Origin of the sequence: Glutamicibacter sp. MNS18 (assembly GCF_026107515.2) — a bacterium.
Taxonomy (GTDB): domain Bacteria; phylum Actinomycetota; class Actinomycetes; order Actinomycetales; family Micrococcaceae; genus Glutamicibacter.
Genome location: NZ_JAPCHW010000009.1, coordinates 100,168 through 127,010 on the forward strand (window position 1 = coordinate 100,168; position 26,843 = coordinate 127,010).

The window sequence follows — 26,843 nt, forward strand, 5'->3', positions numbered from 1 at the left end:
ATCTTTCCCTCTCACGTCATTCACCTGCGGAGTTAGCTGTCGGGTTCGGATCCTGAGAAATATCCGGTCGCGCCACTGCAAGGAGGCACGACTTCACCCCAAGACGCTCAATGCGCCAAAGTCTGGGTCCCCCGCTATTGCCCTAGCTGATTACCGAAGCAGCGCCGCTGTAGGCAATATTCGGTGTTTAAACAGCAACTGCTGGCGGCACGATTTAGGTACCACCAGCAGTTCACACTACAGGTCAAACGTTAAAGTTACAATTTCGTTATCTTCTGCCGGAGCGTACGAAAATATGGCTACTAACCTCGACTGGAAGCTCCAATGCACCCTCGATTCCTTCGACACGAACCACCATGTAATCATCGGCTCGTTCCAAAGTAACCACTGCTCCGGGCTTGATTCCGCCTTCATTCAGTTGCCCCAGGAGGATCGGGTCAGTCTGGATCGGCTCAGCCAGGCGTTCAATGGCCATCGGGCCGGAGTTGCCCGCCTCCAGTGCATTGTCAAGGTTTTCTACGTCATATGAGATCTCGGCCACAGTCGGTCCGCCCAGAACCTCCAACCCGGGGATCGGGTTGCCGTACGGTGAGACGGTTGGCTTGCCCAGCAGTTCGTACAGGCGCTGCTCGACACGCTCGCTCATCACGTGTTCCCAGCGGCAGGCTTCCTCGTGAACATATTCCCAGTCCAGACCAATCATGTCGGACAGCAGGCGCTCGGCCAGGCGGTGCTTGCGCATCACGCCCGTGGCCAGCTCGTGACCTTTCTCGGTCAACGCGAGATGGCGGTCGGTGGAGACCACAACGAGGCCATCACGTTCCATACGTGCCACGGTCTGCGAAACCGTTGGGCCCGAGTGCCCCAGCCGTTCTGCGATGCGCGCACGCAGCGCAACAATTTCCTCTTCTTGCAATTCAAGAATGGTGCGCAGGTACATCTCAGTTGTATCGATAAGGTCAGACACGTTAGCCACTCCTGAAAGTAACAAATATTAATCACTAGCAAATTACGAGACGTCAATTACCCACTCTACTGTGTACGGCCCACAACTAGCGCACAACACTTTTATCTGTGCCCCGTAACTGATGACACGGTTTTCCTTCTTCGCCGGTGGGTTTGCGAAGATAATAAGTGAACGTCTTCGGCACGCCTTTTTATTCCTGTACAGCCCGTGATGGGCCGTCGCCGAATGCGCTTTCAATTCAAACGCTACAAAAGGAGCGCGATGAGCACCGGCATCACCATCCCACAGTCCATTCTGCCCGTAGACGGCCGTTTCGGCGCCGGACCTTCCAAGGTCCGCCCCGAACAGATCCAGGCTCTGGTTGACGCCGGTCCGAAGCTCCTGGGCACGTCGCACCGCCAGGCGCCGGTGAAGAACCTGGTCGCGTCGGTCCAGAACGGCTTGAAGGACCTGTTCAATGCTCCGGACGGCTACGAAGTCCTGCTTGGCGTGGGCGGCTCCACCGCATTCTGGGATGCAGCGGCCTTCGGTCTGGTCCGCAATAAGGCCCAGCATCTGTCCTTCGGCGAATTCAGCTCGAAGTTCGCAAAGGCCACCGACAAGGCACCATTCCTGGCACCGTCTTCGATCATCTCCGCCGAGCCAGGCTCACTGCCGCAGCCGGTGGCCGAGACGGATGTCGATGTATACGCCTGGGCACAGAACGAAACCTCCACCGGTGTGGCAGCACCGGTCAAGCGGGTGCCTGGGGCCAACGACGATGCGTTGCTCGTCATCGACGCCACAAGTGCCGCCGGCGGCTTGGACGTGGACCTGAACGAGGTGGACGTCTACTACTTCGCTCCACAGAAGAATTTCGCCGCCGACGGTGGCCTGTGGATTGCCATGGTCTCCCCCGCAGCCATTGCCCGCATCGAGGAGATTGCGGCAAGTGATCGCTGGATCCCGGACTTCCTAAACCTGAAGACGGCACTGGACAATTCGCTGAAGAACCAGACCTACAACACCCCTGCGCTGTCCACCTTGGTCCTGTTTGACGAACAGATCAAGTGGCTGAACGCTAACGGCGGACTGAACTGGGCTGCCGAGCGTACCGCGAAAAGTGCCGGAAAGGTCTACAGCTGGGCCGAGGCCAAGGACATCACCACGCCATACGTGGTCAGTCCCGAACACCGTTCCAATGTCATTGCCACCATCGATTTCGCAGAGCAGATCGATGCCTCGGCCATCGCCAAGGCCCTGCGCGCAAACGGCGTGGTGGATGTCGAACCGTACCGCAAGCTCGGACGCAACCAGCTACGTATCGCCACCTTCGTGGCGATTGATCCCGAGGATGTCCAGGCCCTGCTGAACTGCATCGACTACGTGATCGACCAACTGTAGTCCACAAGGTTAAATGACTGCGGGGAAGCGCCAAGCGCTTCCCCGCAGTCATTTAATACGCCCACGAGACGTGGATGGTCATTCCTTGGAGCCGCCGCCACGATTCCGGGCTGCTGCCCGCCGGCGGGCAGCAGTGCGCTGGGCCGTACGGCGACGGCGCACCGGCCGTCGGGGGTTCTCCTCAGGTTCCTGCGAGTCAACATCCTCTTCCGCAGCTGCCGGGGCCGGTTCGCTTCCCGTGGGTTGCTCGGTACCCGCTGGTTCGTCCGCAGCCAAGGCGTCCTCGGTTACGGCCGGCGAATCGCTGGCAGTATCCGTTTGCTCGCCTTCACGTTGCGCCGCGTCGATTTCATCCTGCGCCAATCGGTCGGCCCACGGAACCCAAGCGGGGGCCAGCAGGGCATCCTCACCGGGGATGATCCCCAGCTCGCAAACCGTTGCGTCCTTGGCCTTGGCCCGCGGAATACGGGCCAAGGTGACAAACCAGGTCCAGCCGCGGTATCCGTCACGGTGGGAGATAAATCGGTGGGTGACAAGTCGCTCACCTTCAACCGAAGCGCCGCAATAGTCACCGATCTCCGAGTCCACGGCAATTTCGGCCAGGGCCTGCCGTGCGGTGTCAACGGCCTCGGCGAGCACCGTGTCGAGCTTTGGTTTACGAGCCATATGTTATGCGTCCAGATCATCGGCCACTGCGCGAAGCACAGTGGCAACCTTCTTGCCGTATGCCTGTTCAGGATAGCGCCCATTGCGCAAGGAATTGGAAACCTGATCCAAGAGCTTGATCAGATCCTCAATTAAGACCGCCTGGGCCTCGGGCTTTTTACGCTTCGCCCGGGCCACCGACGGGGCTTCATCCACTACACGCAGGCTCAGCGCCTGCGGACCACGCCGGCCTTCGGCAATCCCGAATTCAAGCCGTGTCCCCGGGCGCAGATCGAACACGCCTTCCGGCAACGCCGAGGCGTTAACGTAGATCTCCTTGCCGTCATCGGCGGTGATGAAGCCAAAGCCCTTGGACTTTTCGTACCACTTAACCTTGCCACTAGGCACGATCATTTACCTCGTTCTTTTTACTCAGCCTATACGCCCCCAACAACCGTTGGCGGCGTTCGTGTCCTGCCTTTTCGCACCGCGGAGCATCTGACCGGGAAAGACCGTTGTTCTACCGGGCGCTCAATCGGCGGATGCGATTCAAGTCGAATTACCTAGATTATGTCATTGTCTGGGGTCCTACTTCATCTTTTAACCCTCCACAGCCATCCGAAGGTGTACACGGTATCGTTGTTCTCCGTGAGTACCACTTCCATTGCCGTGTCCTGGATTTCCCGAATCGCCATCACAGTCGCCGCCATCTCGTCCGTTGCGCTGATCACCATGCTGGTGATGTATTTCCAGGAGATCACCATCCCGACCCTTGTCATGGCCGTGAGCCTGTACGGTCTGCCGGCGGCCTTTATCCTCGGTGGAGTCGTGGTGACCTACAACATCAGGCAGCGCCGCCGCGACTGAGCAAGACTTCATGCCTTGCAGTTGACTTCCAGCTAACTCCCAGACAAGCTGTGCAGACTGGTGCCCATGAACGCAAAAACCCCAGAAGCCAAATTGCTGGTTGTCGACGACGAACCGAATATCCGCGAACTGCTTTCGACCTCCCTGCGTTTTGCCGGGTTTGAGGTCGTTGCCGCAGCCAATGGTCGAGAAGCCCTGGCCGCTGTGGAAGCCGGTGAACCGGACCTCGCCGTCCTGGATGTGATGCTGCCGGATATGGACGGTTTTACGATTACGCGCAAGTTGCGCGCAGCCGGACGCCACTTCCCGGTCCTGTTCCTGACCGCCCGAGATGACACCAGCGACAAGGTAGCCGGACTGACTGTCGGCGGCGATGACTACGTCACCAAGCCCTTTAGCCTGGATGAAGTGGTGGCCCGGATCCGCGCGGTGTTACGTCGCACCCACTCCGGCGAGGACGAGAATGCCACTATCGTGGTAGCCGATCTGGAGCTGGACGACGATGCCCATGAGGTCCGCCGTGCCGGTGAGATCATCGATCTCTCCCCGACCGAGTTCAAGCTGCTGCGTTACCTGATGATGAACCCGAACCGAGTACTTTCCAAGTCACAGATCCTGGACCATGTCTGGGAATACGACTTCAACGGGGACGCCTCGATCGTGGAATCCTACATCTCCTACCTGCGCCGAAAGGTTGACCGTCCCGAATGGCCGGCACTAATCCAAACCAAACGTGGTGTGGGTTACCTGATGCGCACCCCCGAGCGTCGCTAACCTGTCGCCAATTGCTTGGAACGGTAGAGTCGATCTATGCGGGCACTGAGACTTACTTGGCGGCGTACGTCGTTGCGCACCAAACTTGTCATGCTCATGTGCGGACTGATGATGCTGGGCGTGGTGGCCACTGCGGTGGGTTCGGCGCAGTCCTTGCGCCTGTCGCTGACCAAACAGACCGATGAGCAGTTGCGGGCCGCCGCCCCTACCTTGTCCTATGGGCTAAATGAAGCCTACCGGTATTCATTGCACCAGGAAACGACTTCCGATGAAGGCCTGGATACGACCCTGCTGGGGATGAACCGAGCCTATGCCGATATCCGTGACAAGAATGGCAAGATCGTTTTCATCATGCCGCGCGGCCGTGCGGCCCCGGCGGGAACCGATTTCCCGTTGCTCTCCCCGGTGGAAATGGACGAACTGAGCCAGACCCCGTGGCAGCCAATCACCGTCCCGGGACAGTATCCGACGAGCATCGGCTGGCGGGCCATGGTGGTCCCGATGCCCCGCTCCGAAACCAACTTGTTCCTTGCCCTCCCCCTGGATACGGTGCAGAACACCGTCTCCCAATCCACGGTGCTGGTGCTGTCCACTGGGATGCTGGCAACCCTGCTGATGTCGATCATCGCCTATGGTGTCACTACCCGCGCCTTCCTGCCGCTGGTCCGGGTGGAGCGTACGGCGGCGAAGATCGCCGAAGGGGATTTGACCCAGCGTGTGGCCGACTATCCTCCCGAAACCGAAGTGGGCCGGCTGTCTCGTTCGCTCAATGCGATGCTCGCCCAGATCGAGGCGGCGTTCAAGGACCGGGAACGTTCCGAACGCAAGATGCGCCGGTTTGTCCAGGATGCCTCCCACGAATTGCGTACCCCGCTGGTCACCATCCAGGGCTACTCCGAGTTCTACCGCTACGGCGGGTTGGCCGACCCCGATGCCCTTGACTCCGCCATGGGACGGATCGAGGCTGAATCCAAGCGGATGGCGCAGCTGGTCGAGGATCTGCTGATGCTGGCCCGGCTCGATGAGCAACGTCCACTGGAGATGGCACCGGTGGACCTGCTGGTGTTGGGGCAGGATGCGGTGGAAGATACCCGGGTACGTGCTCCCGAACGCAACGTCACGTTGGTTGGGCTGCATTCCTCGGTCCCTTCCCCGGCGAGTACCCGCGGCGATGATGCGCGCATCCGCCAGGTGATCGCCAATTTGCTGACCAACGCCTTGCGCTACACCCCGGAGGATTCAGATCTGGAAGTCGCCGTAGGAGTCAAGTCCCTGGTCGGCGACAAGATCGATGCGGTCATAGAAATCCGTGATCACGGACCGGGAATCCCCGAAGAAGACGCCAAACGGATTTTTGAGCGCTTTTACCGTTCGGACAGTTCCCGGCAGCGTGAAACGGGCGGTTCCGGCTTGGGGCTGGCAATTGTGGCCGCGATCGTGGCCCAGCACGATGGTGATGTGCAGTTGCGTGACACCCCCGGAGGCGGTGCCACGCTGGCGGTGCACCTGCCCTACATCCCGTTGCAGGAACAACACGACTGAAGGTAACGGGCTTTCCACAGTCTGTGGCTGTCACGTCCCGGCAACACCGTCCGTGTCCTAGCTTGGTCCTACCACCCGTACCAAGTGAAAGGCCAAGGAAGATCATGAGCACCTTTTCCACCGACACCGGTGATATGCAGGTCAAGGCCCAAGCGGTGATGGGAACCATCGACCGGTTGCGTAGCGAGGTGACCGCCATGGCCGCGAACCTGAGCCAGCTGGAAGGTACTTGGCAAGGCACCGCCGCGGCCTCCTTCCAGAGCATCGTGGCCGAATGGCGCACCACCCATGTCCGTATCGAGGAATCGTTGTCCTCGATTGCCGCGGCGCTGCAGCACGCCTCGGCACAGTACGAGGAAGTGGAGAACGTGAATGCCTCGATGTTCCGTTACTGAGGCCCGGCCGGCACGTTTCGGTACGCTGGGTAGATGAGCATCCTGATCGACCCACCGCTGTGGCCAGCCCGCGGGACCCTGTTCTCGCATGTGGTTTCGGACAGTTCGCTAGAGGAATTGCACGCTTTCGCCCGGCACCAGGAGTTGCCCGAGCGCGCCTTCGACCGGGACCACTACGATGTCCCGCAGGCCCGTTACCAGCAATTGCTGGCCGCCGGCGCCCAACCGGTGTCTGCCGGGGAACTGGTGCGCCGGCTGATTGCCTCGGGGCTCCGGATCCCTGGCCGGTTCCGGCCGGAAAAACTGGACGGGATCCTACGACGCCGCTTTGCCCGCACCCTGCCGGTGCCCGAACTGGGCAAGGAGCTGCTGAACGCCTGGAGTGAACCGCACCGCAAGTACCATGACAGGGTGCATCTGCTCTCGGTGCTTGAAGCGCTGGATCTTCTCACCGGCAAGGACTTCGATCCCGATGAGCGCCGCATCCTGGAATTGACGGCGTGGTTCCATGATGCGGTTTACCGGGGCACCGCCACCGACGAGGAGGACTCGGCTCGTCTGGCCCGCCATCGTCTCTACGGGAATACGAGCGCTGGGATGCGCGAGGAAGTCAGCCGGCTGGTACTGATGACCAGACACCACGATCCGGCGGTCGACGACCGGTTGGGTCAGTTGTTCTCCGATGCCGATCTGGAAGTGCTGGCCCGCCCGGCCCCGGCCTACCAACGCTATGCCCAGGCCATCGCCGAGGAATACTCCCATGTGCCTCGCGGCGACTTCGCCCGAGGGCGTATACGGATACTCGAGGGCTTGGTCGCCAAGGACCGGATCTATGCCACGACAGCCGGCCAGCAGAGCTGGGAAGACGCGGCCAGGGGCAATGTGCAACGTGAATTGGAGCAGCTGGCCAACTGGCTGCAGCGGGCTTAGACCGCGCACTTAAAACGTGCGGCGGGCCCACACCACCTCCGGGAAGGGGTGGTGCGGGCCCGCCGTATGCGGTGGAAGACCGGGAAGGCTAGAAGCCGCCCATGCCCCCCATGCCGCCCATGTCATCGCCACCGGCCGGGGCAGCACCGGCTGGAGCCGGCTTGTCTGCCACAACGGCCTCGGTGGTCAGGAACAGGCCGGCGATCGATGCGGCATTCTGCAGTGCCGAACGGGTCACCTTCACCGGGTCGTTGACGCCGGCTTCCAGCAGGTCGACGTACTCACCGGTGGCGGCGTTCAGGCCGTGGCCGGCGGCCAGTCCCTTGACCTTGTCGGCGACAACGCCTGGCTCCATGCCGGCGTTCAGTGCGATCTGCTTCAGTGGGGCTTCGATGCCAACACGAACGATGTTCGCACCGGTGGCCTCGTCGCCTGCCAATTCCAGCTTGGCGAATGCGGCGGCACCGGCCTGGATCAGGGCCACGCCGCCACCGGCGACGATGCCTTCCTCCACGGCGGCCTTGGCGTTACGCACGGCATCCTCGATGCGGTGCTTGCGCTCCTTGAGCTCCACCTCGGTGGCGGCGCCGGCCTTCAGCACGGCGACACCGCCGGAGAGCTTGGCGTGGCGCTCCTGCAGCTTCTCGCGGTCGTAGTCCGAGTCGGTGTTCTTGATCTCGGCTGCGATCTGGTTCTTGCGACCCTCGATGGCGTCGGCTTCGCCGCCGCCTTCGACGATGGTGGTCTCGTCCTTGGTGATAACCACCTTGCGGGCGGTACCCAGGACTTCCAGGCCTACGTTGTCCAGCGACAGGCCAACTTCCTCGGAGACAACCTGTCCACCGGTGAGGATGGCGATATCGGCCAGCATGGCCTTGCGGCGGTCACCGAACCCCGGGGCCTTGACGGCCACGGACTTGAACAGGCCACGGATCTTGTTCAGGATCAGGGTGGCCAGGGCCTCGCCCTCGACATCTTCGGCGATGATCAGCAGCGGCTTGTTCGACTGCATGACCTTCTCCAGCAGACCAACCATGTCCTTGACATTGGAGATCTTGGAGTTCACGACCAGGATGTACGGGTCTTCCAGGACGGTTTCCTGGCGCTCGGCGTCAGTAACGAAGTAAGCGGAGATGTATCCCTTGTCAAAGCGCATACCCTCGGCCAGCTCCAGCTCCAGGCCAAAGGTGTTGGATTCCTCGACGGTGATGACACCCTGCTCGCCAACCTTGTCCAGGGCTTCGGCGATCAGTGCACCGATCTCGTTGTCACCCGCGGAGATCGAGGCGGTCGCAGCGATCTGCTCCTTGGACTCGACCTTCTTGGCAGCCGCGAACAGCTCAGCGGTAACAGCTTCAACTGCCTTGTCGATGCCACGGCGCAAGGCGATCGGGTCGGCGCCAGCGGCAACGTTGCGCAGGCCCTCCTTCACCAGGGCCTGTGCCAACACGGTTGCGGTGGTGGTACCGTCACCGGCGACGTCATCGGTCTTCTTGGCGACTTCCTTGACCAGCTCGGCGCCGATCTTCTCGTACGGATCCTCGAGTTCGATTTCCTTGGCGATCGAGACACCGTCGTTGGTGATGGTGGGGGCACCCCACTTCTTCTCCAGGACAACGTTGCGACCGCGCGGGCCCAGGGTGACCTTTACGGCGTCAGCCAGGGTGTTCAGGCCGCGCTCGAGTCCGCGGCGTGCTTCCTCGTCAAATGCAATCATCTTGGCCATAGTGGCTAATGGTCCTTTCGGGACTATCTTGCGAAAATGCAACCGCCAGACAGCGCCCGCGACGGACGAGGGTTCCACCGGCGGCATCGGGCCGCAGTATGTACTTGCTCTCGCTATCTGAGGTGTTTCTTACTCTGCCACGCGGCGATTCGCTAATTCACTGTTGCCGGGACCAATAGTTCCGGCCAGCCGTCGTTAGCAGTCGACGCGTTAGAGTGCTAATACAAATATTGGCACTCTCGCACCTCGAGTGCAAGCCGGTTGGCTGTGAGCGAAGAAGTTTTTCCGAAGATTCCTATTCGGCTGCCAGCGGGTCGTCGGCGCCCAAGACCACGGTAATGCGGTTGGGAATGTTGCTGGTCTGGTAGACCTCGTCGATATTCAACACCTCGGCGACTTTTTCCGCCGTAGTACGGTAGGTTTCAGCCGTGAAATAGACCGCTGAAACCTGTTCCATGCGCACCCAGTCGTCGGTGTAGCTGTTGACGAAATCGTTCTCCAGGAGCACTTCCTGGGTTTGGCTGGCAATACCGGCAATACCGGCCCCGTTGTAGACACCGACCAGTTGACCGAATAGCACCTCGGCATCGTCGATGGTGCTCGACGGCGTAGGCGACACGGTCGGGGTCGGGGACGCGGATTCGGCACTTTCGCTGACCGCAACCGCCTCGCTCGGGGAGGACCCCAGGAGCTGAATCTGGCCATTCGGGCCGAAGAAGAAGTAGGACACGGCACCAACCAAGAGCACCAGTACGGCCGCCATGGCAACCCAACGGAATTTTCCACCCTTGCCCTCGGAGGCAGCAGCCTGCGCCCAGCCGTTTGCGTGGTGTGAGCCGACGCGGGTATTGAACTCCGGAACGCGATCGAATTCGTCACGTGGGTAGTTGGTCATTCTCGTCCTTGTTCGATGTCTTACCGGTCGCCGGCAACGTACCAGTCAGTACTTGGCACTGTCGTTACCGGTGCGGACACGACGTTTGGTAGTCCGTAGTCTACGCAACCGCTTGACCAGCATGGGATCGTAGGCCAACGCCGCATCGGTTTCGATCAGCTGGTTCAGCAACTGGTAGTAGTTTGCCGGTGAAACCGAAAACTGCTTGGTAATCGCCTGTTCCTTGGCCCCGGCGTACTTCCACCACAGCCGTTCCATGGCCAGGATCTGTTGTGAACGCTCGTCCAGTTCACTGTCCGGGTTCATTACGAAATCCGCCAGTATTCCCTGCTCTGCCACGCCCATCCACCTCAATTCCCGCTACTTGAACGACATGCCCGGTTCATGCCGTGCGGCAAGTCCGGGGCAGTACACCAAAGGTAATTCTAACCATTTTCCGGCCTCGATTCGTGCTGCTGCATCGCGTCCCGCAGTGAGAACCGGAACAATGGGTGATATGAGCACCGAACAGCCTGCCCTCTTCGACCCGATGCCCGAAGCTGCCGTTCCCGGCTACTCGCCCGAGGACTTCCCTTTTTTCCACGGTCCGCGGTCCATGGCCGATGCCGGATTGATCGACCCGAGCTGGGTTGCCACGTTGCTCCCGCTCAGCTCCACGTTGCAGCAGATCGCCCGGGACCTGTCAGCGCGCTCGCTCGGCGGTGAACGGATCCTTCCCGATCCCGCCCTGATGCTACGGGCCCTGCAACTGCCGGTGGACCAGGTCAAAGTGTTGATCATCGGCCAGGATCCGTACCCCACCCCGGGACATGCCATTGGCCTGAGTTTCGCCACCGGAGCACAGGTGCGCCCGTTGCCGCGCAGCCTGGGCAATATCTATCGGGAACTGCACGGCGATACGGGAATCCCCCCAGCCGAGCACGGCGATCTGGGTTCTTGGCAGGATCAGGGTGTGATGCTGCTCAACCAGGTGTTCTCGGTGAGCGCCGGGTTGCCCGGGTCACACCAGAAAATCGGCTGGACCGCTATCAGCACGGCGGTAATCGACCGGCTAAACCGCAGCACCCCGCCGGTGGTGGCGCTGCTGTGGGGGAACCAGGCACAAAAGCTGGTCGGAGCAATGTCGAATATGGTAATCCTGCGCAGTGCCCACCCCTCGCCGCTGTCGGCCTCCCGGGGGTTCTTCGGGTCCCGGCCGTTCAGCACCATCAATCATGAGCTGGAGGCCTTGGGCCGCGACAGGGTGCGCTGGCGGTTGCCCTCCGCCTAACGACGGCGGATCCGCTTGCGTTCGCGCCGGGCGCTGGCGATCAACGGGCGGCACAGCGTATCCCCGAGTACCACACCCCCGGCGATTGAGAACATGATGGCAAAGGCGTTGAACATCTCCACCAAGGCCAGGGCCATGGTGTCGGTTTCCAGGACGATCCCGTACATTGAGCGGAAAACCATCAGGCCCGGGAGCATGAAGTAGACCGCCGGCGAGGCGATCACCAACTGCGGCGAGCGGAACTTCTCGGCAGTGAACCGCGCAGCGAATCCGATGACCGTGGCCACCACCGCTGGGGTACCCCGCTCCCCCAGCCCCAATTGCTGGCACCCGAGCATCACCAGATAGCCGACGACCGCGATCAGCACGGTAGGCAAAACCAGCTTCTTGGCGGTTTGCTCCGAGACGGCACCGGCTGCGATCGCCACTGCCACCAGCAGGATCATGAACCACTGCGGGTAACCGATCTGCTGGATCTGCTGCACATCCACTTCGGTGCCGCCCAGCAAGGAACTGGCCACCAGCGCCACGGAGATCCCGGAAAGGATCGCCACGTATATCAAGCCGGCGGAGAAGATCCGGCCTACCGCGGTCACCGGGAACCCGTTGATCGCGTCCTGCAGTGCGGAAACGAACCTGACCGAAGGCAGTAGCAGCAGGATGCCGCCGGCCACCACCAACGCCGGATCGATCGGCGTCTGGGCGGCAAAGCCCAGCAATGCCACCGCGGTGACCACACAGGTCGAGGCGGCCACGGTGAAGAATTCCGGGACCCGCCAGCGGCTACCGAATTTCATGATTTGTGATACCAGCCAGGAAGACCCGAAGGCAATCAGTGCACCCAGCGCCGAGCCTCCGATGAACAGCACGAACGCCGCGGCGAACACGCCACGGGCGGTAGCCACGAACCACCGCGGGAACGGCCTGGGCTTGCGCATGATGGCCTTCAGTCTCGTTGAGGCCTGGGTGGTGTTCACCCCGCCGGAGATGATGTCCGAGACCAGTTCATGTACCAGGGCCAACCCGGCAAAGTTCGCTGTCGAGGAACGCACCACACGTAGCACCGAAACCCCCTCGCCTTCGCGCGGGTTGTAATTCAGGTGGATCGACTGGTTGGTGACGTCGACATCCACGTGGTTCAGTCCCAGGGCCGCAGTGACGGCGATGACGCTGGTTTCGGCTTCCAACGCCCCGGCACCGTATCGAAAGAGTGTTTCAGCCAGGTCGAGGGCGAATTCCAGGGTCGGCCGTGCCAGCAGTTCGGTATCCTGGTTGACCCTCGGATTGGCGTAGGGGGTGCCCCGCAGCCGGTCCACCACGGGCAGGGCCTGCGTTGGCGGGGCGTCGGAAACCCACATCTTGGCCAGCAGTCGGCGCGCCACCGGGTTGGCGCGCGTGGGCACCACCGTCAGCCCGTCCTCGGTCACGACCTGTCCGGTACGTGATTCCAGATCGCCCACCTCGGCTGCGGCCACCGTGTGGACCGCCGAGTCTTCAACCACAGGCGCATCAGGTAGCGGCCACGATGACGTCAGGGCCTGGCTAGGCTCACTGGCCTCCAGCGCGGTCCCCAGACGGATTTCGTTGGTGGTGATGCGCGGAAGGCTGGAAACCTTGGGATCTGGATCAAGCCCAGGGTTGGCGTCTTGCCGCGGCTGGGCGTCCGGGTCCTGCTGAACCACCGATCCATCCTCCTTCGCGCGAAGATTCATTGCTATGACTTCACGATATACCCCTGATCCGGGCTTAGGCTGGATCCATGATCGGGATTTTCCGGCGTTGCTGTGATATCCCGAACACGGCGCGGGGAATGAATCGGCAGCGCCCCGAAGTTGAGGTAGTTAGATGTAAATGCATTTATTCCTTTTGGAAAGGTGGAACGGATGACAACGCAGCTTCCCGGCGCGGCTCCCTTGGAAATCGGGGTGGAAACTTTCGGTGACATCACCGAGGACGCCCATGGCAAACTCCTCACCCAGGCCCAGGTGATCCGTAACGTGATTACCGAAGGCCAACATGCCGAGACCTCGGGCCTGGATTTTTTCGGGCTCGGCGAACACCATCGAGATGACTACGCCATCAGCGCACCTGAAGTGGCCTTGGGCGCCTTGGCCCAGGCAACCGAACGAATCAAGCTGGGCACTGCGGTGACCGTGCTTTCCAGTGATGACCCGGTCCGCGTATACCAACGCTTTGCCACCCTGCAAGCCATCTCCAATGGGCGCGCTGAAATCATTGCCGGGCGGGGATCATTCGTCGAGTCCTTCCCGCTGTTCGGATTCAACCTGAGTGACTACGAGGAACTGTTCGAGGAAAAGCTCGAGCTCTTGGCTCGGCTCCGCCATGGGACGCCGGTGACCTGGTCAGGGGAATTGCGTCCGGCGTTGCGAAACCAACAGGTCTACCCCACCTTGGAAACCTCCGAGCTGCGCACCTGGGTCGGTGTGGGTGGCAGCCCGGAATCGGTGATTCGTGCGGCCCGGCACGGGCTGCCGCTGTTCTTGGCGATCATCGGCGGGCAGCCTTCAGCCTTCAAGTCCCTGGTGACGCTCTACCACAAGGCCATGGCTTCCTTCGGCAATGATCCCCAGCCGGTGGGCGCGCATTTCCATGGGTTGGTGTCCGAGTCCGATGAGGAGGCGCTGGAACTGTTGTGGCCGCACTACCAACGCACCATGAACAGGCTCGGTGCCGAACGCGGCTGGCCGGCAGCGTCCAAAATGCGTTTGCAGGCCTCCATGGGCCCGGAAGGTGCCATGATGGCTGGCAGTCCGCGAACCGTGGCAGAGAAAATTGTCCGGGTCACCAAGGAACTGGGGCTGAGTCGCGTGGATATCAAGTACTCGCAGGGCACCATGCCGCACGAGATCATGATGCGGGGAATCGAGCTGCTGGGCACCGAGGTCAAACCGCTGGTCCACGAGATGCTCGCCCGATAAACCGGGAACACAATGACCCTGAATGGGAAAACCCGCCAAGCCGAAAGGCTGGCGGGTTTTTTGGTGGATCTTACTGGACTCGAACCAGCGACCTTTCGCGTGTGAGGCGAACGCTCTAACCAACTGAGCTAAAGATCCATGAAGTTATTTGCGCGGTTTTCACCGCAGCACCTAAATGATATTACTGGCATTTTGCGCCGCTACCAAATCGGGGTGGGAGAGCGCCCCCACCGCGATACCTGCACCGGTTTTTCATCCACCCAGAACGCCCGCTTTCCAAGCCTTTGACGTGGCCCTGCGAGGTGGCCCAAGACCATTTACTCGGATTTAACTTCCCGGTTCCCCGTTTCGGCTGGTTCCTTCAGCCCGACGGCCCCATAATTTTTTTGTGGCTTGATGAGCCACCCAACTGGGCCCTACAAGGAAGCTGTCGGAAGCCGCCGGCATCGGTCCCCTAAAGGCCAACGAAGCCGTTGGCAGCAGGTAGCTGCAGCCAACATGTCTCTATTTCGTTCGTTCTTGATTTCTAGGACCGTACCCAGTGCTTCCACACCTGTGCTTTGCCCTGTCGTTTTTGCCGCCTTCCGATGCCGAGCGCCGCGAACTGGCCCGCCTCTACCCCCGCACCGATGCCCGTTGGCACCAGAAGATGGATCGCGCCAGCGTGGTGGTCACGGTACGGGATGCCGGGCAACTGGTCGCCGCCGGTATCGTGCATGATTCAATCGTGGCCCCCACCGAGCTGATGGATGCAGCGGAACTCGGCTGTATGAGCGTGGATTCACGATACCGGCGGATGGGCATCCGCCAACATGTCTCTTCATTGCGTTTGGCGCACGCCCTGCGGGTCGGCGCCAACCCGATCACGGTGGTCTATGCCGGCAACCCCGCCTCGTGGGCCTTCTACGAGCGCTCCGAGCTGTGGACGCTGGAGCGCGAATACGAACACGAACAGCGAAGGCTGTTCATCTACCAGAGCACTGCCCACGCCAGGCAATGGGTACGGCTACTTCCCCAGGCAGCAGGACTCGCACTGGATCCCCGCAGGATGCAGCTCCCCGTTGTCGCGCAGACGGATACTGCGGGTCTGGAGCATCCCGGGATGCTTGTCCGGCCGAGCGCAGCCGCTGCTCCTGCCGGTCAAGGTACTCCCCGCGGCACACAGCCAAGGCACGGTTTGAAAACGGTGGCCGGTTAGAAGAGCGGGTCTTGCAACTCCGCGGCAGGATCGGCGGCGGCAACGGGTTCGTCCTGCCCGTCCCGTCGTAACCGGGCGATCTCGTGCAAGTCGATTGGGGTGACCTGCAAGACCGCGTCCACCATGGTCGTCATGAACTGTTCCGTGGCCACATCCGCCGGCACCTGGTCCTGGACCACTTTCACCGTCGGGTTGGGGCTGGTCTCATCCCAATCAACCAGCAGCAACCCGGTGGCGGTGTAGCCGTAGCCGTCCCCGAAGTCGCGCAGCTTGCGGATCATGTCCACGGTGCGACGGAAGGCGGCCGGTTCGGTTTCCAGGATGGTGGCCCGCTGCACGAAGTAGAAGCCGACCGCGGCCAGCGGATAACGGGCGCGCAGGTTGGCTGCATCCCCGTAGGCCTCTTCGTAGCGGTTGGCCAGGTTTTTCCCGAAGGAGGAGGTCATCGCCTTGGTGCTGAGCAATAGTTCGGGCCCACGGGACCAATGGGTCATCACCACATCGGTTTGCTTCATATAGGCCCGGCCCAGGATCCGGGCATCGGTGCTACCGGCCTTCCCCGCCAGGATCGCCTCGTGCACCTCATCGGCCAGCCGCTCGGGTAGCCTGCGCAACAGCTCCAGGATATCCGCGGAAAGCACCCGGGGAGCCTCCGGACGGGGCCAGACCAGGTCCTCGTCGAAACCCGCCCGGCGCAGCTCATGGGCCAGCCAGGCATCAACCCCCTGGGCGAACCGACCGGAGCGGGTCACCGCCTTGGACCGCACCGGGATGCTCAGCAACTGTTCCAGCAATGCATAGGAGGGCTGGAATTGCACCTGCGCCTTGCCGTCAACCAGCCACGGTGAGGTTTTCGCGGCGCTGGTTAGCGCCGTGTCGAATTCGGCGAATGCCAGAGTCTTCTCGTGCCCCATACCGTCCTTAGCCCTTGACACTCTTGCCTCGTGATTTTCGACGCTGCAGCAGGGCGGTCCGTGATTGGCGCAGTGCCTGCTGTGCCTCATGACCCAGCTCCAGCATCTGGCCTAGCACGATCCCATCCACCAGGTCGCAGGCCTCTTGCTTGTGGCCGCTGGCCAGCAACCGCGCCACTTCGGGTTTGATCTGGCGCAGCTGCTTGGCGTAGGCGGCGATGAGCCTGGGGGCGGGAACAGGTAGTTTGTCCGCCTCGGACGGCTCGAGTTTCAGGATCCCCCCGCCATAGGACCGCCCCACGATTTCCGCGCCCAGCATGGTCAAGGTGTTCAGTGATGCCAGGGGAAGCAGATCACGGCCCAGCTCACGCACGTCGGCACCCAGGTACACGCCATGAATCGAGTTGATGTGGTGGACCTGTGCCGAATTGGTGGTCAGCCTCGGCGTATCGGCATTCATGTAGGTCATGAACAAGTCCGGCACCGAAGGCAGCGGCACGCGCCACCAGGGGCTGCGAACCCGACATTTGTATGCCTGGTCCACACCAGCCAGCTCACCGGCGGCAATCAGCTGCTCGGCGGCAGGCGACGCGGTCGTCTCGGGACGGAACAGGTACGTTGCCGCGCCCTGGCTACGTAGCGTCTCCCAACCAGATGAGCTCAGTTCCAATCCGCGCAGGTGCCTGGAACCCGGTGGCGAGATCCGCACAACCTCGGAGGGGTCCAGGTCCAGTATCTTAAGCTGCTCGGCGGTGCGGGTAAACCACTTGTTGTTGCCGGTCACCGCACCCAGTGAGGTCTCGCCCCACGATTGCAGGGGGACGAACCGTGCTTCGGCGAGCGCGGTGGCGTGGATACCCTGGGCTTCGAGTGAAGCCAGGGAGCTGGTCCAGCGTTCGGCGGGCTGCTTCACCGTGTGCAACACCCCTTCCCCCAGGCTGTCCAGGCCGGCGGCATTGGCGACCTGGTGGAGCCGGAAATGACCCTGTCCCGGCCTACCATAGCCATCGGCCAGCAGGAGCACCACTTCCTCCTGTGCATCGGCGAAGACCCGCTGGTCGAACAGCACCAGGCTCACCGTGGCGAACCTGTCAAGCAACATCGACCGCACGGGCGCGGCATAGTTCACGAACATCAACTCGGCCGGAAGCACCAAGGCCATGCGGGAACCGTGGCGCAGGAAACTGGTGGCGTGAACGACGAAGGCAGCCCAGACGGAGGCCAGTTCATTCAGCTCGATCCCGCTGGCGGCTGCGGCCTGCCTCGATAGCTGACGTTGGATACCCCGGTGCAGTTGATAGCGCACATAGGGTGGGTTGCCGATCACGGCGTCCATGTCCTGGTTGCCGGTCAGTTCAAAGAAGTTGGCACACTGGATCCGTGCTTCGGCACCATCCAAGGCCACGAGGCGTTTGGCTTCGGTCACGGAGGGCTCGTGAAGCTCGACACCGTGCAATTCCGCTTTCGCATCCGTGCGGGCCAGGATGCGGTGTGCGGTACGTAAGAATTGCGCCTCGCCGCAAGATGGCTCCAGGATCCGGCGTGCGCCGTTCGCCAGGGCCCATTCGGTCATGAAACGGGCTATGGGTTCGGGTGTGAAGTAGGCGCCGCGCCCGTGTCGGGCCGTTGCCACCGCATTCTTCTCTTCGATAGTCAACACGCTTCGATCTTTCCATGGCCGTCGGACACTTTGGCTTGCCGATCCCGACAGGTATCGGCGGGCAAACCGCACAGGCCATGGCTGGCGGGCACACCGTGGCCATTCTATCCCGTGCGCTCTCCCCCAGCCGGCAGGCGGCAAGGTTTCCGTGGCGACGGCGCCGTATCCGAAGTGGAGCCGAAGCTTGACGGAATCATGCTGGTCTTTGCACCCTGCGGAACGTAGCCTTCGTTCACACCGGTTCACCTTGTCGGTGCAAACTCGCTGGCTGTGGTGGAGGCTGTGATGGATTCGGTGCTATCCCCGGAACTCTCCGACCAGTTGGGGACGCCCACACGCCGTACAGTGTTGTCCACCGCGGTGATCGGTGCCGCGGGGATAGCGCTTGGGACCGGTTTGGCCACCCCGACGTGGGCCGCTGTGAGCCGCAACCGGGTCTACACGATCTCCGCCCGCAATTCCACCGGAAGCGCCAGCCATCCACGGACCGAGTTTCGTGGACTGTGGGCCGCTACGGTACTGAACATCGACTGGCCGTCCGAATCGGGCCTGTCGGTCGCGGCCCAACGCACGGAGCTGCGTTCGCTGCTGGACCTGGCGGTCAAACGCAACCTGAATACCGTGATTCTCCAGGTCCGCCCGTGCGCCGATCGGATGTTCCGTGCCGCAACCGGTGAACCCTGGTCCAGGTATCTGACAGGCACGCAGGGCAAGGACCCCGGCTATGATCCGTTGGCCTATGCGATCGCCAAGGCGCACAAGCGCGGGTTGGGCTTGCACGCCTGGATCAACCCGTTCAGGGTATCGATGGACTCCTCATTGAACTCCCTGGTTTCCACCCATCCGGCCCGCAAGAACCCGTCCTGGTCCTTCGCCTACGGAGGGCGCAGATACTACAACCCCGGCATCCCGGCCGTGCGGACATTCATCCGTTCGGTGGTCCTCGACCTGGTCAAACGCTATGACGTGGACGGCATCCATTTCGATGACTACTTCTACCCCTATCCTGTGGCCGGGCAATCCATCCCAGACGCAAACGCATTCGCCCAGTACAAGGGGTCGTACACCTCGCTGGCCAATTGGAGGCGCAACAACATCAACCTGTTCGTCCGCGACACCTACAGGGACATCAAGAACGCCAAGAAGCATGTGGAGTTCGGAATCAGCCCCTTCGGGATCTGGCGCAACGCCTCCTCCAGCTCGTTGGGTTCTGCCACCAATGGCCTGGAAAGCTACTCGGCGCTCTTTGCCGATTCACGTCGCTGGATCAAGGATGGATGGGTTGACTACCTCCTGCCACAGCTCTATTGGCATCAAGGCAACGCGGCAGCGAACTACAACGTGTTGGTGGATTGGTGGGCGAAACAGGTTTCCGGTACCAACGTTAAGTTCTATACCGGGGAGGCAGCCTACAAAGTCGGGGATCCGGCTACCGCGGCGTGGCGGGACCCCAATGAGCTGCGTGACCACCTGGCAAAGACCCGCCAGGTGTCCGCGGTCCAAGGCCAGGCGTTCTACAACACCACCGCCTTCAGTGCGAACAAGCTCAACGGGGTCGGGATCATGGTGGCCAAGCACTACTCCCGCCCGGCGCTCCCGGTGCCCATGCCACACCTGGGAGCTACCCGCCCGTTCACCCCAACGATCGTCTCGGCCAAACGTGTGCCCACCGGGGTTCGGTTGCGTTGGACATCCAGCGGCAACGGGGAACCCATTACGGTGATTGCGATCTGGCGTTGGGAATCAACAGGCTCGGTAATGCCCAATATCCAGTCCACCGGGGCCTATCTGCGCACGGTCCGCCGACGCACCGGCACCGTGCAGTCCTGGGTGGACACCACAACGGTCAGCGGCAAGCTGTACTGGTACATGATCCAGTCGGTCAGCCGTACCGGGATCGATTCGAAACGTGCCACCGCGATTTTCATCAAGGCTTGATGCCCCTGACAGTCCGGTATCCGGGTATCGCACCAGCTATTCCTGGTGCTCCTGCCCCGCCTCACGGGCTCGCAGTGCCCGGATCCCCAGAACCGCGGCGGTGACCACCGAGCCGATAAGCAGGCCGGCCACGCAGGAAAGCGCCGTGTTCACCAACCATCCGAGGACCTGGCCCGCCGATCCGCTGGACTCCGCGGTCAACAGCTCCAGGTGATGCACCAACGCGTAGGGGGCATGCCAACCCAGTTCGTCGAATCCCACCAGGATGATATGACCACCGACCCAGAGCATCGCCACCACACCCACCTTGCTCAGGATCGACATGATCACCGGCATGGCCTTAACCAGGCCGCGGCCTGTCTTCCGGGCAAGCGTGGATGTACGTTGCGCCAGTTTCAGGCCGACATCATCCATTCTCACGATCACGGCCACCACCCCGTAGACCACCAGTGTCATACCCAGAGCCACGGAGACGAGGATCGCGGTACGTATCCAGAAGGGCTCGTGTGCAACCTCGTTCAACGAGATCACCATGATCTCGGCTGAGAGGATCAGGTCGGTACGCACCGCAGCACCAATGATGGTCTTCTCATCGACCGCTTTATCGCCACCACGCGAGTCATGGTGTTTAAGGATCCCGAACAATTCCAGGATCTTCTCCGCTCCTTCGAAGACCAGATAGGAGCCGCCCAACATCAGGATAGGAGTCAACGCCCAAGGCGCGAATTGGGAGAGCAGAAGGGCCAGCGGAAGGATGATCAACAATTTGTTGCGGATCGATCCCAGGGCAATTTTCCATACGATCGGCAGTTCACGCTTCGGGCTGATGCCGGCCACGTATTGCGGTGTTACCGCGGCATCATCCACGACCACGCCCAACGCCTTGGTGCCTGCCTTACCCGCCCCCATTGCCACATCATCCAGTGAAGCCGCCGCCAGCTTCACCAGTGCAGCCACGTCGTCGAGCAGTGCTACCAATCCACCTGCCATGGTTCTGTCCTTCGATCAGTTCTGGAGTCGTCCGCATCTTGCGGATTCCAACGATACCTACGCTTTGAATAAGGGCTTGGCTAAAGCCCTTCGGTGGCCGGATTTCACGGCCAACCCGAAGGTTGGTGTGAACACTGTGATGGTTCGCAGACAACTAAACCCCGATAAACGCGTTGGACGCATTTACCGGGGTTTGACAGAGCCCCCTACCGGATTCGAACCGGTGACCTTCAGTTTACAAGACAGACGCTCTGGCCAGCTGAGCTAAGGAGGCGTACCGGATAAGAATATCCGAACTGCCAGCGGTGAAGCGAATCGTCACTGGTACCTTAACGTGCTGTGGGGAGGTCGCCATCGCTGGCGCCCTCCCCACAACATCAAAGGTGCGTGATCACTACGGGATATTACCCTATCCCCGGTGATTTCCCAATCCTCAGGCGTTCGCCTCGATTGCGGCCTCCACCTCTGCCACGAAGTCTCCACCCAGATCGAATTCCTGGTCCTGGATGAAGACCGTCGGAGTGGCATTCACCCCGTCAACCTGTGCGGCTGTGGTGGTGAACTGCACGAACGAACGGAAGGTGCCATCGTTGATGCAATCTGCAACGTCTGCCCCGTGCTCGGAGGCCAGCTGCGCCAGCTCCGCGTTCTTCATTTCACCGTTGACGTGGTTCGCCCACACCGCTTCGATGTAGTCCAGATATGACGCCGGGGCGGCATCGGCCACACAGGCCATAGCGTTGGCTGCTCGTGACGAGTAATTGGTTGGCGACCCGCCGTCGAGGAAACCGACAGTGCGGTATTCCACGGTAATGTCGCCGTTGGCCAGCCACTGGCCGAGCTGGTTCCCGTAGTTGCTTTCGAAGGTTGCACAGTGGACGCAGTTGGCATCGGCGAAAATGGTCACCTTCACCGGCTCACCTTGGGCTCCGACCTGCAGGTCACGAGGTTCGGGACTTGCCGAATTCTTCGGCTCGCCCACGTTATTGATATCGACTGAGATGTCCGAAGTGTCGGCCAGTTCGGTATCGGAGACCAAGGTGATGCCACCGGCCGCGTTGCCACCCTTCGGGGCCGCGCCTGCATCAGATACCTCGTTGCTCCTGTTCTGGAAGATCAGCACGAGGACCAAAGCGATGACGACGACTACGGCACCGATGACACCCAGCTTGACCATCAGTGACTTGCGCTTTTCCTGGGCGGCCTGGGCGGCGGCCATCTTCGCGGCTTTTTCTCGCGCGCTCGCCTGCCGTTCGGACTTGGACGGGCGGGGGGTATTTGAAGACATTGTAATACTTTAGTCCTTGCTCGGCGACAGACTTAATCCGAACCCAGCTTAGCCAATGATGAGGCCGAATATGGCATGATTCCCTTGAAGATCACACCTTCACAGCCCGCGCACAATATCCCCCAATGCCACGCCTAGACAGCAGCAGTGGATTGTCGCCACATGGAGACATAAGAGACCAAAAAGTTTCCTCCGTCACAGATACTCATTAGGCTCAATACGTGACGGGGATTCTTCCCCGTAGAATTCCAACAGGAACCATAGCCCGGCACCCATGCACCAAGGGCACGCCATGATTGAGCTTCAGGAGGAACATCGTGAGCCAGCAGACCCCTGAACACGCTCCGGATGCCAACTACGACTTCATTGTCGTGGCCAACCGGCTACCCGTGGACCGGATCACCGACCCCGACGGCCGCCCGGGATGGCGACGCTCCCCGGGTGGTCTGGTGACCGCATTGGAACCCATCATGGCTGCGTCAACCGGAGCCTGGGTCGGCTGGCATGGTGCCACCGACGAAGAACTCGAGGACTTCGACAAGGACGAGATCCATATGGTTCCGGTCTCCCTCTCGGAGGAGGATCTGGAGCTGTACTACGAGGGGTTCTCGAACTCCACCCTGTGGCCTCTCTATCACGATGTGATTGTTCCTCCGGAATACCATCGGACGTGGTGGGACAACTACAAGAAGGTGAACCGGCGATTCGCCGAGGCGGTCTTGAAGGTCGCGGCGCAGGATGCCACCGTCTGGGTCCATGACTACCAGTTGCAACTGGTGCCCAAGATGCTGCGCGAAGTGCGCCCTGATCTGCGTATCGGTTTTTTCAACCACATCCCCTTCCCGGCACCGGGGCTGTTTGCGCAATTGCCATGGCGCAGACAGATCCTCGAAGGCCTAGCCGGTGCGGACCTTGTCGGTTTCCAGCGCGAAGCCGACAGCGCGAACTTCATCCGTTCTCTGCGCCGCTATACCGAATACTCGGTGAAGGGGCATGAGGCCACCCCGGATGCCAGCTATCCGCTCAGAAATGTCTGCCGCGCAGCAGCACACCCAATCTCCATCAACACCGCGCAAGTTGCCGAGTTGTCCAAGGATCCAGAGATCCAGGAGCGAGCCCGGCAGATCCGGGAAGGCCTGGGCAATCCCAAGACCGTGATGCTGGGCGTGGACCGACTGGACTATACCAAGGGCATCCGGCACCGGCTCAAAGCCTATGAGGAGATCCTGAGCGACAAGTCCCTGCAAGCCGGGGATGTGTGCCTGATTCAGGTGGCCAGCCCAAGCCGTGAGAATGTGGACCGTTATATCCAGCTGCGTAACCAGGTGGAGCTGATGGTTGGGCAGATCACCGGTCAGCATGACACCTTGAGCCACACCACTTTGCGCTATCTGCATCATTCCTACCCCATGCGGGAAATGATCGCGATGTATCTGGCCGCCGACGTGCTATTGGTGACTTCATTGCGTGACGGGATGAATCTGGTGGCCAAGGAGTACGTGGCTGCCCACGAGAACGAGCGTGGCGTGCTGGTTCTTTCCGAATTCACCGGCGCAGCCGACCAACTCACCCAGGCGGTACTGGTCAATCCCCACGATATTGATGGGATGAAAAAGAAGATCGTGCAAGCCGTGAACATGTCGGAAACGGAGCAGGCGCGCAGGATGCGCCGCATGTATCGCCACTTGCAGGATAATGATGTGGTGGGCTGGTCGCAGAAGTTCCTGCTGGAGCTCGCATCGATTAACGTTCACGCCACGACCTGAAGCCGTTCAGCGTGGCCATACAGGAAGCAGGATGGATTCATTGCCCTCAACTCTGGCCCCTGAACTACGACAGGCATTGACCCGGCTTGCCGGAAGCAGTCCCTTGGTGATTGCCCTGGATTTCGACGGAACAATGGCACCGTTGGTTGACCGCCCCGAGGATGCCAGGCCTTTGCCCGATTCGGCCAAGCTGGCGATTGAGTTGTCCCAGCAGTCCGGGGTTGTCACGGCGCTGATCTCAGGTCGGGATCTGCAGTCCTTGCGTGCTGTCCATCCCCTGCCACGCCCCGAAGTGCTTATCGGATCGCATGGAGCCGAACGGGAGGTTCCGGCCTCGCTGCGCAGCGCAGCGCAGCAGATCGAGCTCACCGGTGACCAGTCCGATCTGTTACGGGAAGCCACCAAGATCATGGAACAGGTCTCGGCTGATTTCACCGGAACCTCGGTGGAATACAAGCCGGCATCCACGGTACTTCATGTGCGTCAGGCGGATGAGGCAACCGGTCTCCAGGCTCTGGAAGCTGCCCAAAAGCACCTGGGAGAGCTTTCGGGCTTGCGCCTCCTGGCTGGCAAGGCTGTACTGGAGGCCAGCGTCCTGCATGCTACAAAAGGACAGGCCCTGCAATGGCTGCGCGAAGTTACCGGGGCCAGTTCCCTTCTCTTCGTCGGCGATGATGTTACGGACGAGGACGGGTTCAGGGTCCTGGATTCGGCAGATCTGGGGATCAAGGTCGGGGCTGGCGACACCGCAGCAGCGCACCGCATCGCTTCCCCTTCCGAGCTGCCGGCAGTATTGCGGTTCCTGCTGGCAAAGCGCGGCAAACCGGTCAATCCCGATGAATGATCAACCTGCTAGCTGCCGTTGAAAGTCTCGCCTAGGCTTTCCGGGAGTGGGCCTGTCCAGGGCTCCTCCATCCGTTGAAAGGAACCAACATGAGCAGGTTCGAAGGCAAGACGATCATCATAACCGGTGCCGGTTCCGGGCTGGGGCGCGCCAGTGCGGAACAGATCGGTAGCGAAGGAGCCAATCTGGTTCTCGTTGACCTGAACGAGGACGGTTTGCGGGAAACCGAGGCCGCGATCCGCAGCATGGCACCGGAGGCCAAGATCCTGCTTCAAACCGCGAATGTCGCGCATGAGCAGGAAGTCAGCGCTTATGTCCAAGCCACCATGGAATGTTTCGGCCGGATCGATGGATTCTTCAATAATGCGGGGATCGAGGGCAAACAGAACCTCACAGAAGACTTCGGGCAGGAGGAATTCCGCAAGGTCACCGCAATCAATCTCGACGGTGTGTTCTATGGGATGGCACATGTCCTGAAGGTCATGCGCGAACAAGGAAGCGGTGCTGTTGTCAACACCGCCTCAGTCGGCGGGATACGCGGCGTGGGTAATCAATCCGGTTACGCAGCCGCCAAACACGGCGTTGTGGGTCTGACACGCAACTCAGCCATGGAATACGGGCAGTACGGCATCCAGATCAACGCGATCGCACCAGGGGCAATCATGACCCCAATGGTGGAAGGTTCCCTGAAACAGATCGATCCGGAAAACTGGCAAGAAGTCGGCAAGGCCTTCGTACAGCCCAACCCGATGAAACGTTTCGGACGCCCGGAGGAAGTAGCACAGCTGGTGGCATTCCTGCTTGGCGGACAGGCGCCATTCATCAATGCAGCCGTTATCCCGATCGACGGCGGTCAGTCATACAAATACTGATACCGGACGTACAAGCCGTTCGTGATAGAGGTGAGGCTCCACCCAGCGGGTGGAGCCTCTAACCTGTATGAAATTATGTCCGGCGGTGTCCTACTCTCCCACACCCTCCCGAGTGCAGTACCATCGGCGCAGTGGGTCTTAGCTTCCGGGTTCGGTATGGGACCGGGCGTTTCCCCCACGCTATGACCGCCGTAACTCTAACCCGCACGATAAATCGTGGGAAGAATAAGGTGTCGATCGCGATCGCGACAACTCCATAAATATAGCAAGGTTTACTTGCTTCCGTCCACTTCACGATAACCAAATGGACGTGATCTGCGGCACACTGGCGCTTGTGCCACGTAGCAGTGTCGAGAGCCGCTGGTTTTCATTCCTGGCGGCCATGAGGTCTTCCCGCTCATGGCCACGGGTTTGCCCATCAGCGGCCATGAGCGATGTAGACATCCTGCGCACGGACAGGAATGAGGCATGGGCGCTAATGGCTAGCGCCACGCGAATACTGCGATCAGCCGGCCCTAGCCATTAATGATTCCAGCCCGATCGACCGGAGCCCTATAGGCCCAGGCTGGAAGGCCAGCGCACCACAACACCACCGATCCCGGAGAAGTGAGTCCAGGACACAGTGCCCCAAGTGGCCTCTCTGACCGCGTTTGCCATGAGCAAGCGGAGGTTCCGACTCCGTCGAATCCTGCACCGCCCTACCGTGGCGTCAAGGATGCCGTTGGGTGGGCATAGGACCATCAATTGGCGGCCGGCCGCCTATCGAAGGCACCATCGATACCCAACAGCAACGGACCGGTATTTGCCGCGACGATAACCCCTTGGCACGTGCTTGGGTCCTGGATGCAGCCGCCCCACAAAAGTGGGGGCTTAAATGGGTGAGGCCCCGACACCACGGTGTCAGGGCCTCAAACCACTCTTCCAACATAAGTTAAGTCCGGCGGTGACCTACTCTCCCACACCCTCACGAGTGCAGTACCATCGGCGCAATGGGCCTTAGCTTCCGGGTTCGGTATGGGACCGGGCGTTTCCCCCACGCT

24 protein-coding genes, 2 tRNA genes, 2 rRNA genes and 1 riboswitch are annotated in these 26,843 nt (G+C 61.1%); of the genes, 13 read left to right on the forward strand and 15 right to left on the reverse strand.

The window, feature by feature from the left end; translation table 11 throughout:
• Positions 1–5: 5 nt before the first annotated feature.
• A riboswitch (cyclic di-AMP (ydaO/yuaA leader) is annotated at positions 6–196 on the reverse strand.
• A gap of 72 nt (positions 197–268) precedes the next feature.
• Positions 269–967: an iron-dependent transcriptional repressor DtxR gene (locus tag OK351_RS13385; protein WP_265159794.1), complete on the reverse strand. Its 699-nt coding sequence runs from the start codon at positions 965–967 to the stop codon at positions 269–271.
• 261 nt (positions 968–1,228) lie between these two features.
• Here OK351_RS13385 and serC point away from each other — a divergent pair, with 261 nt between their 5' ends.
• Entirely contained in the window at positions 1,229–2,350 is a 1,122-nt protein-coding gene (gene serC / locus OK351_RS13390; RefSeq protein ID WP_265159797.1) for a phosphoserine transaminase, read from the forward strand.
• 78 nt (positions 2,351–2,428) lie between these two features.
• Here the strand turns inward: serC and OK351_RS13395 are convergent, their stop codons facing one another.
• Together OK351_RS13395 and OK351_RS13400 are read right to left on the reverse strand one after the other, a co-directional pair.
• The gene (locus OK351_RS13395) at positions 2,429–3,016 is read right to left on the reverse strand and encodes a DUF3027 domain-containing protein (protein ID WP_265159799.1); all 588 of its coding nucleotides are present in this window, start codon (positions 3,014–3,016) and stop codon (positions 2,429–2,431) included.
• A gap of 3 nt (positions 3,017–3,019) precedes the next feature.
• Positions 3,020–3,403: a cold-shock protein gene (locus OK351_RS13400; protein ID WP_265159801.1), complete on the reverse strand. Its 384-nt coding sequence runs from the start codon at positions 3,401–3,403 to the stop codon at positions 3,020–3,022.
• A gap of 240 nt (positions 3,404–3,643) precedes the next feature.
• Here OK351_RS13400 and OK351_RS13405 point away from each other — a divergent pair, with 240 nt between their 5' ends.
• The 5 genes from OK351_RS13405 to OK351_RS13425 all read left to right on the forward strand — a co-directional run bounded on the left by OK351_RS13405 (position 3,644) and on the right by OK351_RS13425 (position 7,503).
• Positions 3,644–3,862: a hypothetical protein gene (locus OK351_RS13405; RefSeq protein ID WP_265159803.1), complete on the forward strand. Its 219-nt coding sequence runs from the start codon at positions 3,644–3,646 to the stop codon at positions 3,860–3,862.
• Between the two features lie 66 nt (positions 3,863–3,928).
• On the forward strand, positions 3,929–4,636 hold the full coding sequence (locus OK351_RS13410; RefSeq protein ID WP_265159805.1) for a response regulator transcription factor: 708 nt from the start codon (positions 3,929–3,931) through the stop codon (positions 4,634–4,636).
• A 36-nt stretch (positions 4,637–4,672) separates the two neighbouring features.
• Positions 4,673–6,178, forward strand: coding sequence for a sensor histidine kinase (locus OK351_RS13415; RefSeq protein WP_265159807.1), 1,506 nt, complete (start codon positions 4,673–4,675; stop codon positions 6,176–6,178).
• Positions 6,179–6,282: 104 nt separating this feature from the next.
• Positions 6,283–6,573, forward strand: coding sequence for a WXG100 family type VII secretion target (locus OK351_RS13420; protein WP_265159809.1), 291 nt, complete (start codon positions 6,283–6,285; stop codon positions 6,571–6,573).
• Between the two features lie 33 nt (positions 6,574–6,606).
• Positions 6,607–7,503, forward strand: a complete 897-nt coding sequence (locus tag OK351_RS13425) for a DUF4031 domain-containing protein (RefSeq protein WP_265159811.1) — start codon at positions 6,607–6,609, stop codon at positions 7,501–7,503.
• Positions 7,504–7,591: 88 nt separating this feature from the next.
• On the opposite strand, the gene groL is transcribed toward OK351_RS13425, so the two are convergent.
• From groL to OK351_RS13440, 3 genes are all read right to left on the reverse strand, one after another.
• Positions 7,592–9,229 (reverse strand): chaperonin GroEL, encoded by a 1,638-nt coding sequence (gene groL / locus OK351_RS13430; protein WP_265159813.1) that lies wholly within the window; start codon positions 9,227–9,229, stop codon positions 7,592–7,594.
• A gap of 295 nt (positions 9,230–9,524) precedes the next feature.
• Complete coding sequence (locus OK351_RS13435; RefSeq protein ID WP_265159816.1) at positions 9,525–10,124, reverse strand: LytR C-terminal domain-containing protein; 600 nt, start codon at positions 10,122–10,124, stop codon at positions 9,525–9,527.
• A 45-nt stretch (positions 10,125–10,169) separates the two neighbouring features.
• Positions 10,170–10,469 (reverse strand): DUF3263 domain-containing protein, encoded by a 300-nt coding sequence (locus OK351_RS13440; RefSeq protein WP_371931449.1) that lies wholly within the window; start codon positions 10,467–10,469, stop codon positions 10,170–10,172.
• Between the two features lie 151 nt (positions 10,470–10,620).
• Between OK351_RS13440 and OK351_RS13445 the strand changes: the two genes are divergently transcribed.
• A complete protein-coding gene (locus OK351_RS13445; protein ID WP_265159818.1) occupies positions 10,621–11,394 on the forward strand; it encodes a uracil-DNA glycosylase in 774 nt (257 codons plus the stop codon).
• On the opposite strand, the gene OK351_RS13450 is transcribed toward OK351_RS13445, so the two are convergent.
• Positions 11,391–13,076 (reverse strand): threonine/serine exporter family protein, encoded by a 1,686-nt coding sequence (locus OK351_RS13450; protein ID WP_265159820.1) that lies wholly within the window; start codon positions 13,074–13,076, stop codon positions 11,391–11,393. The two genes, OK351_RS13445 and OK351_RS13450, sit on opposite strands and share 4 nt — an antisense overlap.
• Positions 13,077–13,277: 201 nt before the next feature.
• On the opposite strand from OK351_RS13450, the gene OK351_RS13455 reads away from it, so the two are divergent.
• On the forward strand, positions 13,278–14,333 hold the full coding sequence (locus tag OK351_RS13455) for an Atu2307/SP_0267 family LLM class monooxygenase (protein WP_265159822.1): 1,056 nt from the start codon (positions 13,278–13,280) through the stop codon (positions 14,331–14,333).
• A gap of 61 nt (positions 14,334–14,394) precedes the next feature.
• Here OK351_RS13455 and OK351_RS13460 read toward each other — a convergent pair.
• A tRNA-Val gene (locus OK351_RS13460) sits at positions 14,395–14,471 on the reverse strand.
• Between the two features lie 403 nt (positions 14,472–14,874).
• Between OK351_RS13460 and OK351_RS13465 the strand changes: the two genes are divergently transcribed.
• Positions 14,875–15,531 (forward strand): GNAT family N-acetyltransferase, encoded by a 657-nt coding sequence (locus OK351_RS13465; protein WP_265159824.1) that lies wholly within the window; start codon positions 14,875–14,877, stop codon positions 15,529–15,531.
• Here the strand turns inward: OK351_RS13465 and OK351_RS13470 are convergent.
• Together OK351_RS13470 and OK351_RS13475 are read right to left on the reverse strand one after the other, a co-directional pair.
• Complete coding sequence (locus OK351_RS13470; RefSeq protein WP_265159827.1) at positions 15,528–16,445, reverse strand: hypothetical protein; 918 nt, start codon at positions 16,443–16,445, stop codon at positions 15,528–15,530. The two genes, OK351_RS13465 and OK351_RS13470, sit on opposite strands and share 4 nt — an antisense overlap.
• Before the next feature lie 7 nt (positions 16,446–16,452).
• A complete protein-coding gene (locus OK351_RS13475; protein ID WP_265159830.1) occupies positions 16,453–18,105 on the reverse strand; it encodes an SAM-dependent methyltransferase in 1,653 nt (550 codons plus the stop codon).
• Between the two features lie 285 nt (positions 18,106–18,390).
• Here OK351_RS13475 and OK351_RS13480 point away from each other — a divergent pair, with 285 nt between their 5' ends.
• The gene (locus OK351_RS13480) at positions 18,391–20,043 is read left to right on the forward strand and encodes a glycoside hydrolase family 10-like protein (protein WP_265159833.1); all 1,653 of its coding nucleotides are present in this window, start codon (positions 18,391–18,393) and stop codon (positions 20,041–20,043) included.
• Between the two features lie 36 nt (positions 20,044–20,079).
• On the opposite strand, the gene OK351_RS13485 is transcribed toward OK351_RS13480, so the two are convergent.
• The 3 genes from OK351_RS13485 to OK351_RS13495 form a co-directional block, all read right to left on the reverse strand.
• Positions 20,080–21,033 (reverse strand): DUF808 domain-containing protein, encoded by a 954-nt coding sequence (locus OK351_RS13485; RefSeq protein WP_265159835.1) that lies wholly within the window; start codon positions 21,031–21,033, stop codon positions 20,080–20,082.
• Between the two features lie 200 nt (positions 21,034–21,233).
• Positions 21,234–21,307, reverse strand: a tRNA-Thr gene (locus OK351_RS13490).
• Positions 21,308–21,466: 159 nt separating this feature from the next.
• A complete protein-coding gene (locus OK351_RS13495) occupies positions 21,467–22,321 on the reverse strand; it encodes a DsbA family protein (protein WP_265159837.1) in 855 nt (284 codons plus the stop codon).
• Between the two features lie 314 nt (positions 22,322–22,635).
• Between OK351_RS13495 and OK351_RS13500 the strand changes: the two genes are divergently transcribed.
• The 3 genes from OK351_RS13500 (at position 22,636) to OK351_RS13510 (ending at position 25,803) form a co-directional block, all read left to right on the forward strand.
• Positions 22,636–24,087, forward strand: a complete 1,452-nt coding sequence (locus OK351_RS13500) for an alpha,alpha-trehalose-phosphate synthase (UDP-forming) (RefSeq protein ID WP_371931450.1) — start codon at positions 22,636–22,638, stop codon at positions 24,085–24,087.
• A 31-nt stretch (positions 24,088–24,118) separates the two neighbouring features.
• Positions 24,119–24,931: a trehalose-phosphatase gene (otsB, locus tag OK351_RS13505; RefSeq protein WP_265159843.1), complete on the forward strand. Its 813-nt coding sequence runs from the start codon at positions 24,119–24,121 to the stop codon at positions 24,929–24,931.
• Positions 24,932–25,020: 89 nt separating this feature from the next.
• On the forward strand, positions 25,021–25,803 hold the full coding sequence (locus tag OK351_RS13510) for an SDR family oxidoreductase (RefSeq protein WP_265159846.1): 783 nt from the start codon (positions 25,021–25,023) through the stop codon (positions 25,801–25,803).
• Positions 25,804–25,880: 77 nt separating this feature from the next.
• On the opposite strand, the gene rrf (OK351_RS13515) is transcribed toward OK351_RS13510, so the two are convergent.
• Together rrf (OK351_RS13515) and rrf (OK351_RS13520) are read right to left on the reverse strand one after the other, a co-directional pair.
• Positions 25,881–25,997, reverse strand: a 5S ribosomal RNA gene (rrf, locus tag OK351_RS13515).
• Between the two features lie 741 nt (positions 25,998–26,738).
• Positions 26,739–26,843: ribosomal RNA gene (gene rrf, locus OK351_RS13520) — 5S ribosomal RNA — on the reverse strand; the annotation flags it as partial.

Bases quoted from the DNA above. Each gene is read 5' to 3' on its own strand.
- OK351_RS13415 (WP_265159807.1), top strand. From the start codon at position 4,673: ATGCGGGCACTGAGACTTACTTGGCGGCGTACGTCGTTGCGCACCAAA.
- OK351_RS13455 (WP_265159822.1), top strand. From the start codon at position 13,278: ATGACAACGCAGCTTCCCGGCGCGGCTCCCTTGGAAATCGGGGTGGAA.
- otsB (WP_265159843.1), top strand. From the start codon at position 24,119: ATGGATTCATTGCCCTCAACTCTGGCCCCTGAACTACGACAGGCATTG.
- serC (WP_265159797.1), top strand. From the start codon at position 1,229: ATGAGCACCGGCATCACCATCCCACAGTCCATTCTGCCCGTAGACGGC.
- OK351_RS13485 (WP_265159835.1), bottom strand. From the start codon at position 21,033: ATGGCAGGTGGATTGGTAGCACTGCTCGACGACGTGGCTGCACTGGTG.
- OK351_RS13395 (WP_265159799.1), bottom strand. From the start codon at position 3,016: ATGGCTCGTAAACCAAAGCTCGACACGGTGCTCGCCGAGGCCGTTGAC.
- OK351_RS13435 (WP_265159816.1), bottom strand. From the start codon at position 10,124: ATGACCAACTACCCACGTGACGAATTCGATCGCGTTCCGGAGTTCAAT.
- OK351_RS13445 (WP_265159818.1), top strand. From the start codon at position 10,621: ATGAGCACCGAACAGCCTGCCCTCTTCGACCCGATGCCCGAAGCTGCC.
- OK351_RS13425 (WP_265159811.1), top strand. From the start codon at position 6,607: ATGAGCATCCTGATCGACCCACCGCTGTGGCCAGCCCGCGGGACCCTG.
- OK351_RS13495 (WP_265159837.1), bottom strand. From the start codon at position 22,321: ATGTCTTCAAATACCCCCCGCCCGTCCAAGTCCGAACGGCAGGCGAGC.
- OK351_RS13510 (WP_265159846.1), top strand. From the start codon at position 25,021: ATGAGCAGGTTCGAAGGCAAGACGATCATCATAACCGGTGCCGGTTCC.
- OK351_RS13410 (WP_265159805.1), top strand. From the start codon at position 3,929: ATGAACGCAAAAACCCCAGAAGCCAAATTGCTGGTTGTCGACGACGAA.
- OK351_RS13440 (WP_371931449.1), bottom strand. From the start codon at position 10,469: ATGGGCGTGGCAGAGCAGGGAATACTGGCGGATTTCGTAATGAACCCG.
- OK351_RS13420 (WP_265159809.1), top strand. From the start codon at position 6,283: ATGAGCACCTTTTCCACCGACACCGGTGATATGCAGGTCAAGGCCCAA.
- OK351_RS13480 (WP_265159833.1), top strand. From the start codon at position 18,391: ATGGATTCGGTGCTATCCCCGGAACTCTCCGACCAGTTGGGGACGCCC.
- OK351_RS13470 (WP_265159827.1), bottom strand. From the start codon at position 16,445: ATGGGGCACGAGAAGACTCTGGCATTCGCCGAATTCGACACGGCGCTA.
- groL (WP_265159813.1), bottom strand. From the start codon at position 9,229: ATGGCCAAGATGATTGCATTTGACGAGGAAGCACGCCGCGGACTCGAG.